At 69.6% G+C, this 16,891-nt stretch carries 10 protein-coding genes; 9 read left to right on the top strand and 1 reads right to left on the bottom strand.

Features of this window, described 5'->3' with window-relative positions:
- The 3 genes from ACFVGY_RS36195 to dnaB all read left to right on the top strand — a co-directional run.
- Positions 1-439 (top strand): hypothetical protein (locus tag ACFVGY_RS36195; RefSeq protein WP_385686348.1); only part of this gene is annotated, 439 nt, incomplete at its 5' end.
- Positions 440-519: 80 nt separating this feature from the next.
- Positions 520-1,068 (top strand): DciA family protein, encoded by a 549-nt coding sequence (locus ACFVGY_RS36190; RefSeq protein WP_385686345.1) that lies wholly within the window; start codon positions 520-522, stop codon positions 1,066-1,068.
- Between the two features lie 78 nt (positions 1,069-1,146).
- Positions 1,147-2,493 carry a replicative DNA helicase gene (gene dnaB, locus ACFVGY_RS36185; protein ID WP_385686342.1) on the top strand — a complete coding sequence of 449 codons (1,347 nt, stop codon included), beginning with the start codon at positions 1,147-1,149 and terminating at the stop codon, positions 2,491-2,493.
- Positions 2,494-2,667: 174 nt separating this feature from the next.
- Here dnaB and ACFVGY_RS36180 read toward each other — a convergent pair whose 3' ends face one another.
- Positions 2,668-2,847 (bottom strand): hypothetical protein, encoded by a 180-nt coding sequence (locus ACFVGY_RS36180; RefSeq protein WP_385686340.1) that lies wholly within the window; start codon positions 2,845-2,847, stop codon positions 2,668-2,670.
- A gap of 196 nt (positions 2,848-3,043) precedes the next feature.
- On the opposite strand from ACFVGY_RS36180, the gene ACFVGY_RS36175 reads away from it, so the two are divergent.
- The 6 genes from ACFVGY_RS36175 (at position 3,044) to ACFVGY_RS36150 (ending at position 16,358) form a co-directional block, all read left to right on the top strand.
- On the top strand, positions 3,044-5,476 hold the full coding sequence (locus ACFVGY_RS36175; RefSeq protein ID WP_385686337.1) for a tetratricopeptide repeat protein: 2,433 nt from the start codon (positions 3,044-3,046) through the stop codon (positions 5,474-5,476).
- Positions 5,477-5,779: 303 nt separating this feature from the next.
- Positions 5,780-8,068 (top strand): hypothetical protein, encoded by a 2,289-nt coding sequence (locus ACFVGY_RS36170; protein WP_385686334.1) that lies wholly within the window; start codon positions 5,780-5,782, stop codon positions 8,066-8,068.
- A gap of 107 nt (positions 8,069-8,175) precedes the next feature.
- Positions 8,176-14,292, top strand: a complete 6,117-nt coding sequence (locus tag ACFVGY_RS36165; protein ID WP_385686331.1) for a hypothetical protein — start codon at positions 8,176-8,178, stop codon at positions 14,290-14,292.
- Between the two features lie 614 nt (positions 14,293-14,906).
- Positions 14,907-15,428 (top strand): RNA polymerase sigma factor, encoded by a 522-nt coding sequence (locus ACFVGY_RS36160; RefSeq protein ID WP_385686328.1) that lies wholly within the window; start codon positions 14,907-14,909, stop codon positions 15,426-15,428.
- On the top strand, positions 15,425-16,093 hold the full coding sequence (locus tag ACFVGY_RS36155) for a hypothetical protein (protein WP_385686325.1): 669 nt from the start codon (positions 15,425-15,427) through the stop codon (positions 16,091-16,093). The genes ACFVGY_RS36160 and ACFVGY_RS36155 overlap by 4 nt, the downstream gene beginning before the upstream one ends.
- A gap of 94 nt (positions 16,094-16,187) precedes the next feature.
- Positions 16,188-16,358, top strand: a complete 171-nt coding sequence (locus tag ACFVGY_RS36150) for a hypothetical protein (protein WP_385686323.1) — start codon at positions 16,188-16,190, stop codon at positions 16,356-16,358.
- Positions 16,359-16,891: the final 533 nt, after the last annotated feature.

The raw sequence follows: 16,891 nt of genomic DNA, 5'->3' as shown, positions 1-16,891 counted from the left end.
GCCCGACCGTCTCCCCGACCCACTCCCCTTGAACCACGAAAACGAGTCTGGCCCCGCCGCTGACACGGCGGGGCCAGAACCCAACATTTTCATCAGTCTTCTAGACGACCCCTACGACGACCTCGACTCCTACGAACGAGAGTCGTGGGCGGACCAGCTCATGTGGTCGGTCCGAGAGATCAGAACCGACCTGCCCATGCTGTTCACCACAGTCACCGAAGCAGAACCCGAACTCTCCCGCCGCATGCCAACATGGCTGGACGTCGATCACCCCGCCATGGTCATGACCGATGTCTGCAAGCCCACGATCCTCGTACGCCGAACAAGCCCTCACACCGTCGAGGCCCGCATGGAAATCGACCCGGATGAATACCGGACAGGAACCCGCACCGTACTCGCGTGGGAACCGCTGAACCTGCAAGAGCCGGGACGCGGATGACACAGCGAGGTGAGAGCACAGGTGGGGATCTCGCCCGGATCGCACTCCACTACGCCCGTCAAGGTGCCCGCCGACGCCACGTGGGACCGCCGCCTGCCCGTCCTCAGAGCCGGACAGACCAGGGCCCGGCACACATCAGATCAGCATTCACCGAGCTCATCGCCGAGCGCGGCTGGGTCATCCCGGAACTGCACCCCCTGCTCGCGCGGTGGCCGGCCCTCGTCGGCGAGGAAATTGCCCGCCATGTGACTGCAGTCGACTTCCAGGCCGGTGAACTCGTCGTGCGCGCTGACTCAAAAGCCTGGGCAGCGCAGATCCCCCTCCTCGCAGACCTGCTCGTCCCCCGCCTCAACCAGGAATCCCGCCGCGAGCCGGTTCGCGCGATCCGAGTCTTGTCACCCGCGGATGGCCCGCTGCCCGCGGAGCGGGGCATCACTGCCTTTCCAGCCCCGACCGTCAATGCCGCTTCCGCACCGGTCACCACTCATCCGCGTCTCGAGGCGCAGCCTGCCGACGGTCAGCCGACGCGCCCCTTCTACGCGCCACCCGCCCCCCGCGACACCCTGTCAGCCGCAGAACGGATCCGCGCCCTCGCGCTCCGCCGGGCCAGAGCCTCCCAACCGTCCTGACATCACGTGGCAATCTGTCCACACTGGCTACCCTGACGTGGGGCGCCTGGACAAGGGCGCGGCACACAGGGGGAGCACATGGCCGAGGACGGCATCGAGCAGGCCCAGCCCAACGACCTGCCGGCCGAAAAAGCCGTCCTACGCGCGATGATGTTCTCCACCGACGCGATCGCCGACGTCGTAGAGATCCTCCGCGGCCACGACTTCCACCGCCCTGCCCACGAACTCATCTACCACGCCATCCTGACCCTCTACGCGGACAACCACACGCCCAGCCCGTTCAGTGTGTGTGAGCACCTCACCGAGACGGGACACCTCACAGCGGCCGGCGGCGCCGAATACATCAACGCTCTCGCCGGCAGCAAGCCCTCCGGGAAGTCCTGGAGCAACCAGGCCGAACGGATCCGATCGACCGCCCGGCTCCGTCGTCTGCAGGCCGCGGCCACCCACATCCACGACCTCGCCGCCAACGGCACCCCGGAGTTCATCGACCGCATCGCAGACGCCGCCGAAGCCGAGATCTTCGCCGCCAGCACCGAAACCCCCGGGAGCCTCCCACCCGCCTACGCGCTCGGCGACATCTGCGAAGACACCCTCGACGAGATAGAAGCCGTCGGCCGCAAAGCGGGGACCATGATGCTTGGAGTACCCACAGGCTTCACCGATCTCGACTCCCTGACCGGCGGCCTACGCCCCGGCACCTTCACCGTCATCGCCGCCCGCCCGGCCATGGGCAAATCCACCCTGGCCGCGGACTTCCTGCGCTCGGCCTGTATCAAGAACAACCTGCCTGCCTTGTTGTTCACCCTCGAAGCGCGCAGGACCGAAGTCGTCATGCGGATCATGTCCGCAGAGGCCCGCGTCGCGCTGCACCACATGCGCTCCGGAACGATGACCGACGACGACTGGACCCGCCTCGCCCGCCGCATGCCCGACGTTTCCAGCGCTCCGCTCTACGTGCAGGACAGCTCACACGCCACATTCACAGAAGTCCGGGCGCAGAGCCGGCGCCTCCACCTCCAGCGCAACATCGAACTGATCGTCCTCGACGACCTGCAGATGCTCACCTACGGCACGCGCCCCTTCGCCACTCGCTACGAGGAGATCTCGGAGATCTCCCGCTGCCTCAAGCTCCTCGCCAAGGAGCTCGACATCCCCGTTGTGGCCATCTCCCAGCTCAACCGCGGCCCCGAACAGCGAACGGATAAAACGCCGCAGATCAGCGACCTACGAGACTCCGGAGCGTTGGAGGACAACGCCGACCTCGTCATCCTCCTCCACCGCGAAGACGCATACGAGAAGGAATCCCCGCGCGCCGGCGAAGCCGACCTCATCGTCGCCAAACACCGGAACGGACCGACAGGCACCATCACGGTCGCCTTCCAGGGGCACTACTCACGCTTCGTCGACATGGCATCCACCTGACAGACCCCCGTGTGGGATCTCAGATGGCGTGGCCAAATCTCAGGGCCGTTTGGCCACCTCGTGGACGATTGGCCACGGATCTGGGATTTCCCGGCCGCCCTGTTCACTGTTTTGGGTGAGGGTGAGTACCGGCCTGCTCCGTTGTCGAGTAGTCGTGCCTCCAGGCGCGGCACGTCAGCGGAAGGCGGCTACGCCACCGAAGATGATCGCGAGGCTGGAGGCGGCGCCAGACCCGCCGACGAGGAGCGCACGTGCCCACCCGGTTCGGGTACGGGCGGCGACCAGCCCGGAGCAGAAGCCGACGTTCACCGAGACGGAGAGCGCGAGCAGGAGGGCCAGGAGTCGGACAGCCACGACGGCAGCTCCATTCATGCCAAGGGCCGCGAGGCCCAGGGGGTTTGGTGGATCCGACGCTGTCTGTCCAACCCCGTGTCCAGCAACTATCTGATGCAAGGTGGACAGGGGTGGATGATCCGACCGGGCAGTTCTACGATCATCCGCTGTGGGGCGGCAGCGGCGATTGGCACCGCCAAAACACGGGAGCGAAACGATGGCGCAGGACCGCGACGTCACCGTCTTCACAGCGCTCAAGTCTCTCGGTGCGTTACGGAAGGGGAGGCTGGGCGGGAAGCCGACGGACCGTGCGCTCGCCAAACGTCTGGGCGAGTCGGGCCGGTCCCCAAGCACCGTCGGCGCCTGGCTTAAGGGCGAACGGTTTCCCCAAGACCGCGGCGACATACTCAAGATCGTGGCCATGATCGCCTTCGAGGCGAGATGCCGTAACGTCCAGTCCGGCCAGGACGCTCCCCTTCTTGACGAGGGCCACTGGAAGGCCCTGTACAGCCAAGAGCTTGAGCGCCGTCGGAACCGGAGCCGTGACCGGGCGGAAAGCGTCCAGGCGTCAGCGATCATCAAGCGCAACGCGCCAGGCCAGCCGATCCGCACCATGAGCGACCCCTTCGCCCTGGACTTGCACCGCGCCATCGAGGACGAAACCGCTGACGGCACCCTGCCGTTGCTGCCGGTCTACATCGAACGCTCCCACGATCACGCGCTGCGCCGTGTCGTCGAGGAGGCCGAGGCAGGCCGCAGCGGACTCGTCACGCTGATCGGCGGGTCCTCTACGGGCAAGACTCGAGCGTGCTGGGAGGCCGTCCAGCGACTTCCGGACACCTGGCGCCTGTGGCACCCCATCAGCCCCAGTCCTGGCGAAGCCGCTCTGGCGTCCCTGGACCGTGTCGGTCCCCGAACGGTGATCTGGCTCAACGACATCCACCACTACCGGCTGGCAGACCCAGAGGTGGGTGAACGCCTGGCGGCCGGGCTCCGGGAACTCCTGCGCACCCGAGAGCGGGGACCTGTGCTCGTTCTCGCAACGGCGCACCCGGACGTCTGGGGCACGCTCACGGCCCCGGCTGGGGGCGCCAGCGATCTCCAGGCTCAGGCACGCGCCCTGCTGACGGGCGGTGGTACTTCTCTGCGTATCCCGGACAGGTTTGCTGCTGCCCAGGAGGCTCTTCGGCACGCTGCGGCCTCTGACCCGCGCGTCGCCGAGGCGATAGATCACGCAGACGATGATCAGATCACGCAGTACCTGGCAGGAGTGCCAGCGCTGTTCGAGCGGTTCGGAAACGCGCCTGTCCTGGCACAGCATGCCGTCCTCGTTGCGGTCGACCTCCGTCGTCTAGGCCATGGTCGGGCTCTGCCCCCCACGTTGCTCGAAGCCGCGATCGCATCCGTGACGGACGACCACGAGTGGAACGAGCACGCCCATCCAGGGTGGTTTGACCAAGTCCTGCAGTACCTGTCCGCACCGTGCCGTGGCGTACCAGGGCCTCTGACTCCCATCCGGCCCCGGCCAGGCGCGGTACCGACGGCCCAGCCGAACCTCCTCCTGTCCGACTACCTCGAGGAGGTCGGACGCTTCGAACGCCGGCGCCAGTGCCCGCCCCCGGCGTTCTGGACGGCAGCACTCGAGCACGCGCGGACCGATGAGGACCGGCGGGCCCTGGCCGAAGCCGCCCGTGAACGTGGCCGCGTCCGCCTCAGCACTCCGATTCTTGGCGAGCAGGACCTCTTCGGCACCGACAGGACCGCCCCGTACGTCATCGATCCGGAGACCCTCGCAGCCCAGGCTGAAGAAGACCTGGGGCAGATGTCAGACCTACACGCAACGGGAGCGTTCAAGGGCTGGCCGGACTTCCTGGTCAAGCAGCGAATGGCGCACATTCTGGAGCGCGCCGGAAATCGAGAGGCTGCCGATGCGATCTGGGACGAGCTGGCCGAGATGGGGTTCGTGGACGCCTACGACTGCATTGGTCAGCGGCATGAGAAGGAAGGGCGCCGGGCTGACGCCGAGCGCTTCTACCGGCTGGGCGCCGAAGCCGGCGATCCGGACGCCATGCAGAGCCTGGTGATGCTGCTGGCCGAGGACGGGCATTTCGCGGAAGCCGCCGAATGGACCGACCGCATCGCGGCAATCGGCGACATCTACGCGTACTCCCGGCTTGCCTACCGCTACGAGGCGGCGGGCGACCTGAACAACGCCAAGGTCTACTTCCAGAAGGCCGTCGACGCCGGGCTGATCGACGACTACGGCGACCTTGTCCGCCTTCATCTTCAGGAAGGCGACGACCAGGGTGCCATGCGGATCCACAAGGAAGGCGTCGAGGCAGGCTGGACTCGCGTGCCCATGCTGGTCGCCGACGACGCAGGCGACCACGAGCAGGCTGATGAGCACGCCTTCACTGCCGTCGACCACGGAACAGTACAGCCGCTTCGAGAGCTGCTCTTCCGGCGGCTCCGGCAGGACAGCACCCATGCCGGGCCCCTTGCCCGCAAGGCGATCGACGCGGGCCTCGCCCAGATCGTCCACGGCGTCGGGCACGACATCGCCTCGGAGCATCCCCAGGCCATCGCCGTGCTCCAGGAGGCCTTTGCCGACGCTGACGAAATCGACGCCCCTGACCCAGAACCGTGGTGACCGATCCCGGAACTGGCTGGAAGCCTGCACAGACGGGACATTCCATCCCTCGAGCACCGTGATAACTCTCCGCGATGGCTCCCCAAGATCTGTGCGAGAACCCGTAACTCACAAACAAGGCCACCGTGCCTGCCCGAGGGCCGCGGCCTACCAGAACAGTCATGGCGGGTATGGGCCCGTCAGCGTTCGCAAAGTGAGGAAAGTGCCACAGGAAAGCACGTCTCCGCGTAGGCTGCGGGAATAGCCGCAGGTGGATCGGGTGGTGCGCAGTGCGGTGGAGGTGCCATGGGTGGGGAACCGTATATGTCGGCAACGGTCAGCGACAGCGGGCGGACGAGGGTGCTCGATCCGTACGGTGACGAGCCCCTGCTGACCCCCTCCATGACGCAGGGCCGCGCTGCCGTACCGGACCGCGAGCTGCAGCCGTTGGTGCGATACCTCGAAGCGGTGGTCGCCGCCCGCCGCGCACCAGTGCACACCGCGGTCGCCTTCAATGCCGTGTACTTCGGGTACGACCTCAACGGCGACGGCTACGGTGGCAGTCCGCTGCGCCTCGACGACTTCCCCGTCATCACCCTCGGGAAGCACGCTCCCGTACTTCCGGTCGGCGCCATGGTGTGCGTGGCAACGGGATCGGACCCGCTCTATGCGGAGATCGTTTACCGCGAGGGCGCACACCCAGAGGTCGGACCGCTCGGGGACGTCCCGGCCTGGGTGTCGGGGGCGCCCGCCAGCGCAGAGGGCCCGGGCAGGCCAGCGAGCGGCCCCGCTCTTCGCCGCCGGGAGCGCATTGTCCCGGATCTCGACGCCTTCGGCCCGGCCCTGCGCCTCTCACAAGCCCAGCTCCACCGCTTACGCACGCGTCGGCGCTGGCTCAGCGAGGACGGGCACGTCGTCGTCGACGTCACCTACCCGTCCCCGGAAGCCGCCCGGCGGGATGACTTGACCGCCTACGCGGACCACCTCCTGACTACGGGGCGCGAGCAGCTGCTCAGCCCCTTCGTACCCGTGTCCCTCGCCGAACTCGTGGGCGGCACGGGCGAGGACCCGCTGCGGGCGGGGCTGCACGGACTGCTGGACACAGTGCGGGCCGCTCTCCTGTCCAGCGCCTCGCTGCGCACATGGGGCCACTACGCCGTTACCCGGATCTCTCTGGCAGAGTGCTGGGGCGATACCGGCCCGCTGGGCGGCGACGACCTCAGGTCCCTCGTAGCCGCCGTGGAACACGCGGCCACGCCAGCGAAGCGGCGCCAAGGCCTCACCGCGCCGGTCACCGTGTACACGGCGGTCGGACCGCGGCTGCGCCAGGTGCCCGGTGCTGCGGAACTGCTGGAGGGAGTGGGGTACGCCTCGGCGGTGTGCCGGGCGAACCTGACGCTCGCCGATGTCGTCCGGCGGGACAGCGAGCAGGGCCTGTTCGAGAACGGCTGCCTAGTCGCGCTCGACGACGCCTTCGAGAGCGGGGGAGTCTGGAGGTCGCACCATCCCGGCGATACGGAACCGCCGGGCGACCCTCTGACCCCGTCAGGGCGCGGCTGGGCGTCGACGGTTCCTGCTCCGCCGGAGCAGGAAGCGGAAGGAAGGACGGAGCCGGAAGCGGACGTCGATCCGGTCGATCAACCCCTCGCCGACGCCGACCTCGGCCCCTGCGAACTCCTGCGGAACGATGCCGAGGGGGTCGTGTGGCAGGCGCCCCTGCGGCTGGCCCACCTCATGGACGGCTGGTTCCCCCTGCACCCGCACGTTCTGCGCGAACTCCGCCGGTCGCACGGCCCGCGCGTCAGGGCACGTCTCGAACTCGACCACGCCGACCGGAACACGAACGCACACGAGACGGGACAAGATGTCACCGCCGAACTCGGTGACGCATCGAGCCGGCTGACAGGCATCGTCTGGCCCCGCGACTTCTTCCCCGGCCTGTTCCTCGAACTGTGCTGGCCCCGCGGTGGAACGGTGATCCGCGCGGCCACGACGCGGCTCAAGGAGTGGCTGGAGGTCGACGGTCGTGTGATCGGGCACTGCTACGACCCCCGTGTCCTCACCAGAGAGGACACCCCGGGCAGCGACCGCCACGGCAACAGCGCGGTCGGTCTCGGCCCGCGGCAGCTGGTGATCCGCGCCGTGCGCCGCTGCGGGCTGCTGACCCTGGACGGCCATGCCCTGCTGGACCGCTTCGTACTACCGAGCGCAGCCTACGGGCGCCCGCCCGCACGGCCGCAGGCACTCGCGCTGGAGGCTGCGGTCGCCGAACTCCTGGCGGAGCGCCGCCTGGAGTCCGCCCTCGGCAGCCGGGACTCCTGGGGCCAGCCGCACTATCCCGCCCGCGAGGGGCAGCCCGTCATCCCGCTCATCGCCTACCGCCCGGTGCGGCGCCGGGTGATACGCCCTTGGGGCTACACGGAACCGGACAGCACCGGGCAGCTCCCCCTCCAGCTCGTCGCCGGCCACCTGCGGCGCCTGCGGCCGGGCTGCTCGCCCAGCGCGGCGCAGCGGGCGGCCTTCCGCGACCACTGCCGCAGGCTCGGCAAGGCGGACGGCTGGGAACTGCCCTACGGCTACACCTTCGTCATCGAGCACATGCGCGGCCGCTGAGTCGCGCATCCATGCCCTCACCCATCCCGCCACCCCCCTTCGGCTCAAAGCCCGCGCGAGCCGATCCCGCACCAGCACCACCAGCCGCAGAAACGGAGCAGGCGTACATGCACGACCGCTACAACGTCATAACGGGGCCGCCGCTGTCCCCGCCCACCGTCTCAGCCGAGACCCTGCAGGGACTGGCCTCCGCGCTCAACGCTCTGAAAGATCCGGTCGGCGCCGCCGTGAACGAGCTCACGGCCGACATGGTGGAACTGGCCTTCAATTCCCTTCCGCCGACGCACCGGCAGGCACTACTCGGCAACCTGGGCATCCGCATGGCGGCCCCGCGGCGCGCGGGCAGGGCGCTGTGCCAGGACGTCCTCTCCCGTCTGCGTCGCGACGCCCGGCAGCACAAGTGCCGCTGCGGCATCAGCGACCTCACGACCACTGTGATGAACCAAATCGGCGAGTACCTCTTCGCACAGAACAGCAACGGCAAGGCCGTCTCCGACCCCGTCTCGCGATGGGGCGCAACGCTGATTCGGACCACGGTGTTCGCCTGGTGCAACGCCTCCGTCTTCCATGCGCACGTCCTCGCCTGGGCGGCCGACCAGAACTGGTTCACGCAGATGGCCGACGAGGAGCAGGCGGTACGCCTGGCCGCCGTGGCCGACGCGGCCCGGTCCGCCCGGGCGGCGTACCCGGATCTGGAGCGCCTGAGGATGGGCTTTGAACGGTCGTCCGCAGGTGACTCCGAGAGTGCCATGTTGGCCGTGCCGGAGCCCGGCGCCCTGCGCGATGTGCCCGCGGCCACGGGCGACGAGGCCGCGGACGCGCAGGCCGACGGCGCGGAGGGGCCGGACCCGGAGGCTGCCTGCCGAGAGGTGGAGTCGGCCCTCGCGGCGGCCCGGCAGGCTGCGGAGAACGCGACCGGTGCGGTGGCGGACGGCCGCCCTCCGCACGAAGAGGACCTGACCGCGCTGGGCACGCTCCGCGCCGCCTTCGACAGCGCCGGCGCGGTGTTCCAGGTAGTGGGGATCACCGGGGTCTCCTGTCGTCTGGAAGACATGGCGCGGGCCGCACGCGAGCACCGGACGGTCCGCGAGCGCGACCGCGAAGCGCGGAAGGCGCTGCGGAAGCTGCTCGGCGTCGCTGCCCTGCCGGACAGCGCCCCCGCCGCCCTCGCCGCCGAGACCGTGCGTGCCGAGACCCGCCGTCTACTCGACGCAGCAGTGTGGGAACAGCCGCAGCTGCAGGAGGCCGCCGCCCTCGCCGACCTGGCACGGCTGCTCCGCAAGGGGCGGCAGGCGTACGAGGCGGCGGAGATCCTGGCCTTGCAAGACCGCGTGGTACACGTGCTGCCCGGCTGTGCCATGGCGGTGCTCGTCGCCGACCACCTTGTCCTGGCCCGGCCGGAGGCGGCCGCGGAGCCGCCGGAGATGAAGGGACAGCCGACGGCTGACACCGCCGAAGGCGCCGCCGGGGCGGCCGACGAGCCCCCGGCTGCCGACACAACGGCCGACCCTGCCAAGCCGGTCGCCTGGCAGACGAACGAGCGCCCGGCCGGAGCTCCGGCAGACCGCGCCTCCGAGGGGCGCCGGCCCCGCGCCGTCCACGCATCCGAAGCCCCCGTCGCGAAGCCGGAGGCTGACCCGGCCGGCACTGACCGCAGCCCGGCCGCGCCGGCCGCCCACGAGCCGACGGCACCCACTGCGGCCCCGGAGGCAACGACCGTGCCCGCCGCACCCGCGCCGCACGACGGGGAGGCCCTGCCGACCGAGCCAGCCCCACAAGCCCCGGCCCCCGCCGCCATCGAGGCGAACGCCGACGGGGCGGCCACGCAAAGCGTCCTGACCCACCTGATCGTGGAACGACGCTTCGGACTGGCCCACCATGTGGCGAACGCGGCCGGCCATCCCGAGCCGCACGTCGTGGCTCTCCGCCTGGCCGGCGCCGCCGGGCTGCTGACGCCCGGTGACAGCCAGGGCGCCCGGCTGACCGCCGACCTGCTCCAGCAGTACGGCGGGTACGCCGGCCGGGACGCGGAAGGCAGCGAGCTCGTCCTCCTACCCGCCCTGCTGCGTACGGCGCTGATCACCGGGGACCACATGGCAGGCGCCCAGCTGAAGGCCCTGGCGCCCCGGCTGCCGGAAAGGCTTGCGGAAGCAGCGACCGCCGTCGCTGACCGCGCACTCAGCGGGGCCCTCCTGACAGCCTCGCCGCTGGCGGTCAGCGCCGACGTCTCCGGGGCCGAGGCCCGGCTGCGGGAGCTGCTGGAGCAGTGCCGTACCCACCTTTTGCCGCCGCGGCTCCGCTTCGCTAGGGCGACGGAGATCGCCAAGCGCTGGCTGGCCGACGACGGGCTCCTCGGATCCATGTTGAGTACGGTCGCCGCCGACGACCGCGACGGAGCGGCCCGGGTCCGCGAGCAGGCCGAGCGCCTGTCGAAGCTGCCCGACATCAACAACGAGATCGACCGCATGGATCGCAAACACCGCTCGCCCAGCGGCAAGCCCCTTCAGGGTTCCGGACGGAAGGACCTGGTGCACCTCGTGGAGCGGGTCGCCGCCCTGGCGAAGGAGTGGTGCCTGGTGGTCGACACCATCCGCCGGGGTGACCGCTCCGACGGCAACAGGGCGGTCAAGGAAATCTCCTCTCTGCGTCGATCCCTGCTGGACGGCCGGGATGCGGCACTGGGCGAACTGCTGCAACTGGCCCAAAGCTCCGGTGCCGTCAACGGCGCGACCGCCTGGGCGGCCCACGCGTCAATGGATGAGCTGTTCAACCTGCTGGCCGGCAAGACAGCGGCCCCACCTGCCGCAAACCCGGTGGACCCGGAACTCGTACTGGACGCAGAACTGCTCAAAGTGTGCGATCGCGTCGACGAACGCCCGCCGATCGCCCGACTGCTCACGGCGGTCGAACGGAGCTGGCAGGACGCCCTTGCCGAGCGGCTGGCCCACGACGCGTTCGCCGCGGCGCGGACGCTCGTCGAGCTGGCGGGACGGGGACTGCTGCCCGGGCCGCAGCCCGGGGCGCTCCCCCTGCCCGCGGTGGCCGAGATCGATGCCCGGGCGGCATCCCGACGCGCGGAGCTGCGTGAGAAGCACCGGGACCTCGTCGCCGAACTGCACCGCGCCCAGGCCGACGGAGCCGTCACCGACGACCAGGACCTGAGCCTCCAGGAGCTCCTCGCCGACGCCGTCCGGCGGCTCGACGACTCCGACACGTACGAACTCGTGGACGTACGGCGTGCCCTCGACACCGTACGGGACGCCCTGCCCGAGTTCCGGAAGCAGGCCGCCGACCGGATCCGCGCCCGCCTCGACGCCCTGGGCCCCGGCGAGGAGCTGCGCGCACAGGTCCTCAGGCACCTGGACACCGGGGGCCTGGCCACGGCAGCGGACCTCGTCTACTTCCTAGAGATCGGCGAGGAAGTTCCGGAGATCGACGCCGGCGAGTCCCACCTGACCGACTTCTTCCCGACCGTGCCCGACGGTCTGCCTATGGGCATCGACCGGGTCCTTATCGACCTCGTCCGGTCCGGCGGCACGCACCCGGACATCCCCGTCCTGGACTACAGCGCCCTCTCCACCGACGAGGCGGCCCTCGCGGCGGACGCCCTGGAGGAGTGGCGGGCACTGGGCGCCACCGAGCCGAAGGACCGGCTGGAGGTGTCCGCCCGGAGGCAGCTGCTCCCAGCCCTGAAGCTCCTCGGCTACGACGCCAAGAGCGCCAAGCCGCTGGACGAGAGGTCTCACCGTCGGCGTGAGTACCGTCTGTTCGAAGCGACGGAGGTGGAGATCAACGGCAGGGCGAAGGCGCCCGCGTTCGGCTCGCAGATCCGCGAGCAGGGGGGCACCCTCCGCGTGCTGCTGGTCTGGGGCCGCCCACCCGCCAAGGTCGTCATGAGCCTGGCCGAAAGCGACACGAGCGGTACGAGCCTCCTCGTCGCCTACTTCGGCACGCTGAGCCGCGGGGCCCGCGTCGAACTCGCCGCCGGTTCCAGCCAGCTGAAGCCGATGCTGGTCGTGGACGACGCCGCCCTGGCCTACCTCTCTGCGCGCGGCAACCGCCAGGTCAGCACCGCCACGCAGACCCTTCTGCCGTTCTCCGGCGTCAACCCCTACATCAGGGAGAAGCGCGGCCGGATCGGCGGCGAGATGTTCTACGGCCGCGACGCCGAACGCAAGAGCGTCCTCGACCCGCTTGGCACGCAGGTCATCTTCGGCGGCCGCGGGCTCGGCAAGTCCGCCCTCCTCAGCGATGCGGGGGAGCGATTCGAAGGGCAGCGCCCCGGCTACCAGCAGGCGGTGTACGTGAACCTTGACCAAGAGAACATCGGCAAGGGCAGCTCCCTGGGGCTCGAAGCACTGTGGAGCGTCCTTGACCGGGAGCTCAGGAAGGCCGAGGTCCTGGTCGGGCAGCAGGGCCGCAAGTCCATCAAGGACATCTCCGAGCGGGTACGCGCTGGCATCGGCGCCTGGCTCGACGGGGACTCCCGCCGCCGTCTGCTGATCCTGCTCGACGAGTGCGACCAGTTCTTCGAAGCCGACGCCCCCCGCTTCGACCAGACCAAGAAGCTCAAGGGCCTCGGAACCGACACCAAGGACCGCGCCAAGGTCGTCTTCGCCGGCCTGCACTCCGTGCAGCGCTTCACGAAGCTCGCCAGCAACGGGCCGTTCAGCCATCTCGCCCAGACCCCGAAGGTGATCGGCCCGCTCGCGCCCCAGTCCGCCGCCGAACTGCTGGTCGACCCGATGCGGGCGCTCGGCTTCGAGTTCCGGGACATGGACCTCGTCAACCGCGTGCTCGGCTACTGCTCCTACCAGCCGTTCCTGCTCCAGATGTTCGGCCATCGGCTGGTGGAGGTCATGCACCGCAAGCGGATGCGACGCGGAGCCGAAGGACCCCCGTACGCGGTGGAGATCGGCGACATCGAGGTCGTGGAGTCGGACACGGGGCTGCGGGACAGCATCTCGGCCGCCTTCAAGGACACCCTGAGCCTCGACCACCGCTACGACGTGATCGCCAACGTTCTGGCCTACCACGCCCGCCAGCGAGGCCTGGAGGTACGGCTGAGTGACGCCGAGCTGCGCGATGAGTGCGAGACGTTCTGGCCCAAGGGCTTCGAGCAACTCGATACCGAGGGCTTCCGCGCCTACCTCTCCGAAATGGTGGGCCTCGGTGTCCTCGCGCCCAACCACGACGGCCAGGGCTGGCACCTGCGCGGCCCGAACGCCCTGCGCATGATCGGTACCTCCCACGAGGTGGAGGCCCGCCTACTCAGGGCTGCTCAGGACTGCCAGCTCCAGGAGAGTATCGTCCAGGAGAGCCGTCCGGACCTGCCCGACGGCCGGTCGGCGCCGCTCACCATCACCCAGCTCGACTACCTCCTGGGCGGGAGGTCGAACCAGACGAGGGTGGTCCTCGGCACCACCGCGACCGGTGTCAGGGACGTCGGCGACACCCTCCGTACGTTCGCCGGGCCTATCCCCGACTGGACCCTGCCGCCCGTCGGGAAGCCCAGTGCCTACAAGCAGGAGCTGACTGGTGGCCGCCCCCGGGAGCGGCGGGTCGTCATCAGTGACTTCGCCCGCTACCCGGACGCCCGCCCCGAGGCTCCCCGGCAGGCGGTCGACCAGGCCGAGGTGATGTTGCCCACCACATCCGGCGTGACGCGCGCCGTGGTTATCGTGACCGACCCCAACCAGCTCGGACTGTGGCGCCCCCTGCTGACAGGCACCGAACCCACCTCAGCCGCTCCCGTCGTGTTGCGCCGCCACGACCGCCGCAGCCTGCGCGGCTGGGCCCAGCGCGTCGAGGAGTTCCACACGGAGGACCGCCTGGACCGACTCCACGAGCTCACCGGAGGCTGGCCGATCCTGGTCGATAGGGCGCACCACCTCCACGGCGAACTCAGCGACCCGGACGCGGCCCTGCATCGCCTGGCCAGCCTGCGCGGGGACCGGGTCGCCGCCCGATCCTTCGTCGAGGCGACCGGGGCGTTCGCCGACCCTTTGCTCGCGACCGGCTACCGGGCCCTCGACGAGGCGTTCAAAGAGACCCTGTTCGACCTGGAAAGCGCGGTGACCGCCGTAGCGCTCCGGATCGAGGACGAGGACGAGGCCCGCTGGGTCGTCACCTGCCTCGACGCCCTCCAGGTCCTTGACCGCGAGAAAAACCACCTGCTGCGCCTGGAACCGCTGCTCCGGGAGTGTGTGGCGCTGCTCGACTGACGCCGGTGCACGACCCTGCCCCCACCGGCCGCTCGGTGGGGGCGAGGTTCGGCCTCGGGACTGTGCCGACTACGGCTGCAACAGGCCCGAATGCAGGGACGCAGCGCGCCGGGACCGGGCGCGGCGCGCCAGCGAGTTCTGTGTTTTCGGCCCTCCGGAGGACAGCGTGGCGGGGCGGAGCGACCGCCGTGCGGGCTCAGCCGCCGCGCATTTCCCGAACCCGACGTCGTTCCGGACGATGCGCTGGCTCCGCTCGATTACGGCGTTTCAATGCCGCTGCGCAGGGCGTCCCACTTCAGGTGTGTGCAGTGGGTACGGGTGATGGAATCGGCCACGCCTTGGCGGGAAACAGGCAGTGAACCCTTGCCCACCGGTTGTGAGGTGCGCCACTCCAGTTACGCGCCCTGTCAGTGCCATGCCATGGGGTGCCGCCCAAAACGGCAGGTCATTCCCCACTTGACACCCGATCGCACATCACTGTCCGCATCGAACATCTTTCCGTGCGTGACATTCGTTGGGGCGCACATGCGTGTTCGGCCCTCAGCGCCGGTTGAGTGAACGCGCACCGGCGCACTCGCGCCGCATCACCTTCCGGCCCTCAACGAAGAGGACTCATGATCGACGATGTCCGTGAGGAGGACGGCCGCAGCCCTGTGGCCGAGGCCCCGCTCCCGCTGCCGCTGGAGTTCGAGGCGCATTACCTCACCAACCAGGAGGCGTTCCACGCGTACGCCCTCGCCTTCCTCGGCACCAACGACCTGGCTGAGAAAGCGGTACACCGTGCCTTCCTGGAGATCCTGCGGCACTGGAACGCTCTGCTGGCTGAGAGCGACCTGCAGCAGCAGACCTGGGCGATCATGCGACGCACCGTGATTGCCGAATCCCTACTCGGCTTCCGCGACCAGCTCACGGTGATGGACAGCGGGCTTGGCCTCTACAAGGCACTCGGGAACCTGCCACCGCGTCAGTTTGACGTGATCGTCCTGCGCTACATCGCCAAATACGACACCAAGCGCATCAGCTGGTACATGGGCGTCACGCCCAGCACCGTCGACTACCACTGCCGCAAGGCCCGGGAGCGCCTCTCCCCGGTCTACCGCCGCGCCACGAAGCAGAAGCAGGAGGACACACTGTGAGCACCTGGGAGAAGCGCCTTGCCGAGGCAGGCAGTGGCGAGCCGCGCCGTGCTTTCGACGTCGCCGCCGGACTGCGGGCCCTGGCCGAGGAGGCCGGCTACGTCCAGCCCACGCCGGAAGTACGCCGCGCGTCTCGCGCCCGCCGGCAACTGGAGGTATTCGCCCGCCTGACGCTGAAGCAGGTCGGAGCGAGCACACATGTCAGGGACCTCACCGCGATCATCGGCGACCCGATGGCCCCCGGCTTCGACGGGTGGACCGATGACGTCGACATCGACGGCGTCCAGGTGTTCGCCTGCGCGCTCTACCTGACCCACCATCCCGAGAGCGCAAGGTTCTGGTGGCAACTGGCCGCCGGTGCCGGCCACAGCGGCGCCGCGTACTGCCTGCACCTGCACCACCTCAGTGGCGGCGACCTCCGCGAGGCCAGGTTCTGGAGGCGCCAGATGGAGAGGCTCTTCGATGACAGCGCCTCGGAGAAGTTCATCGAGGTCCTGGAGTCCTTCACCGGCTCCGCACGGCACCACCAGGACATCGCCCCCGTGCCCACCGGATCCCTGGCCGCCGAGATCGAACGCCTCGCCGAACAGCACGACGGCGGACTCATCTGCCGCCCCGACAGCCAGCTCGCCGACCGGATCCACGACCTCGCCGGCCGCCGCTGACCCCACAGGTGAAGCCCGGCGGAAGCAGATGGTTCCTACGCCTCCAGACCCCGCCGGGCTTCATACGACACCCACTCACGAAAGAGAGCATCCCTTGAAGAGTAGCCGCCACCCCAACCCGCAAAACCGACGGATCCACCGGGTCCGCCTGTGGATCACCCGCCGCCGAAACCTCATGCTGACCAGCGCCCTGCGCGGCACCTGCTACGGCATCGGAGCGGGTGCCGTCGGCCTCATCTTCTGGTGGTGCGAACAGATCATGTAACCGCCAGGCCAGGCAGCCTCACCGACGCGAACGCCTAGCTCGACACTGCGTCTCGGACGGTTTGTTGGCCTGGGCGTACCGTCGACATCGTCCTCGACAGCTCGATGGGGCGCGCGGGCTATCGCCGTCTCTACGCCGGTGGCCGCCAGGCCCGCAGGCGGCGCCGACGGCTCACTGGCCGGCCAGCCCTGCCTCCGGCCCACGACCGGCTCAGTGCCTGGGGCAACCCCGCCTTCTCCGGCGGACGCGCGCGGGTCGTCCGCAGCCCCTGCGTTCGCCGGCCCATCTCGCCGTGCCGGCCAACCGAGCCGGAAATCGCCTTGCCCACGGACAAGCCCCGGCGAAAACTGGCGGATCTGAACGGAACTCCGTGGGGGCGCGGGAGGAGGAACCGTGAGTGAGGTACCGCACGACCGCCGCCACACACGGCGCAGGCCGGCAGGACTGCAGCCCGACCCGGCCCACCGGCACGGCCGCCGCCGCATCATCCACGCGAAACGTCACCGACCATCCCAGACCGCGCCACCCATCTG

The organism is Streptomyces sp. NPDC127106 (assembly GCF_042677605.1).
Classification (GTDB): domain Bacteria; phylum Actinomycetota; class Actinomycetes; order Streptomycetales; family Streptomycetaceae; genus Streptomyces.
Note: the sequence above shows the minus strand (reverse complement) of the source record. Positions and strands in the feature narration are given on the sequence as shown.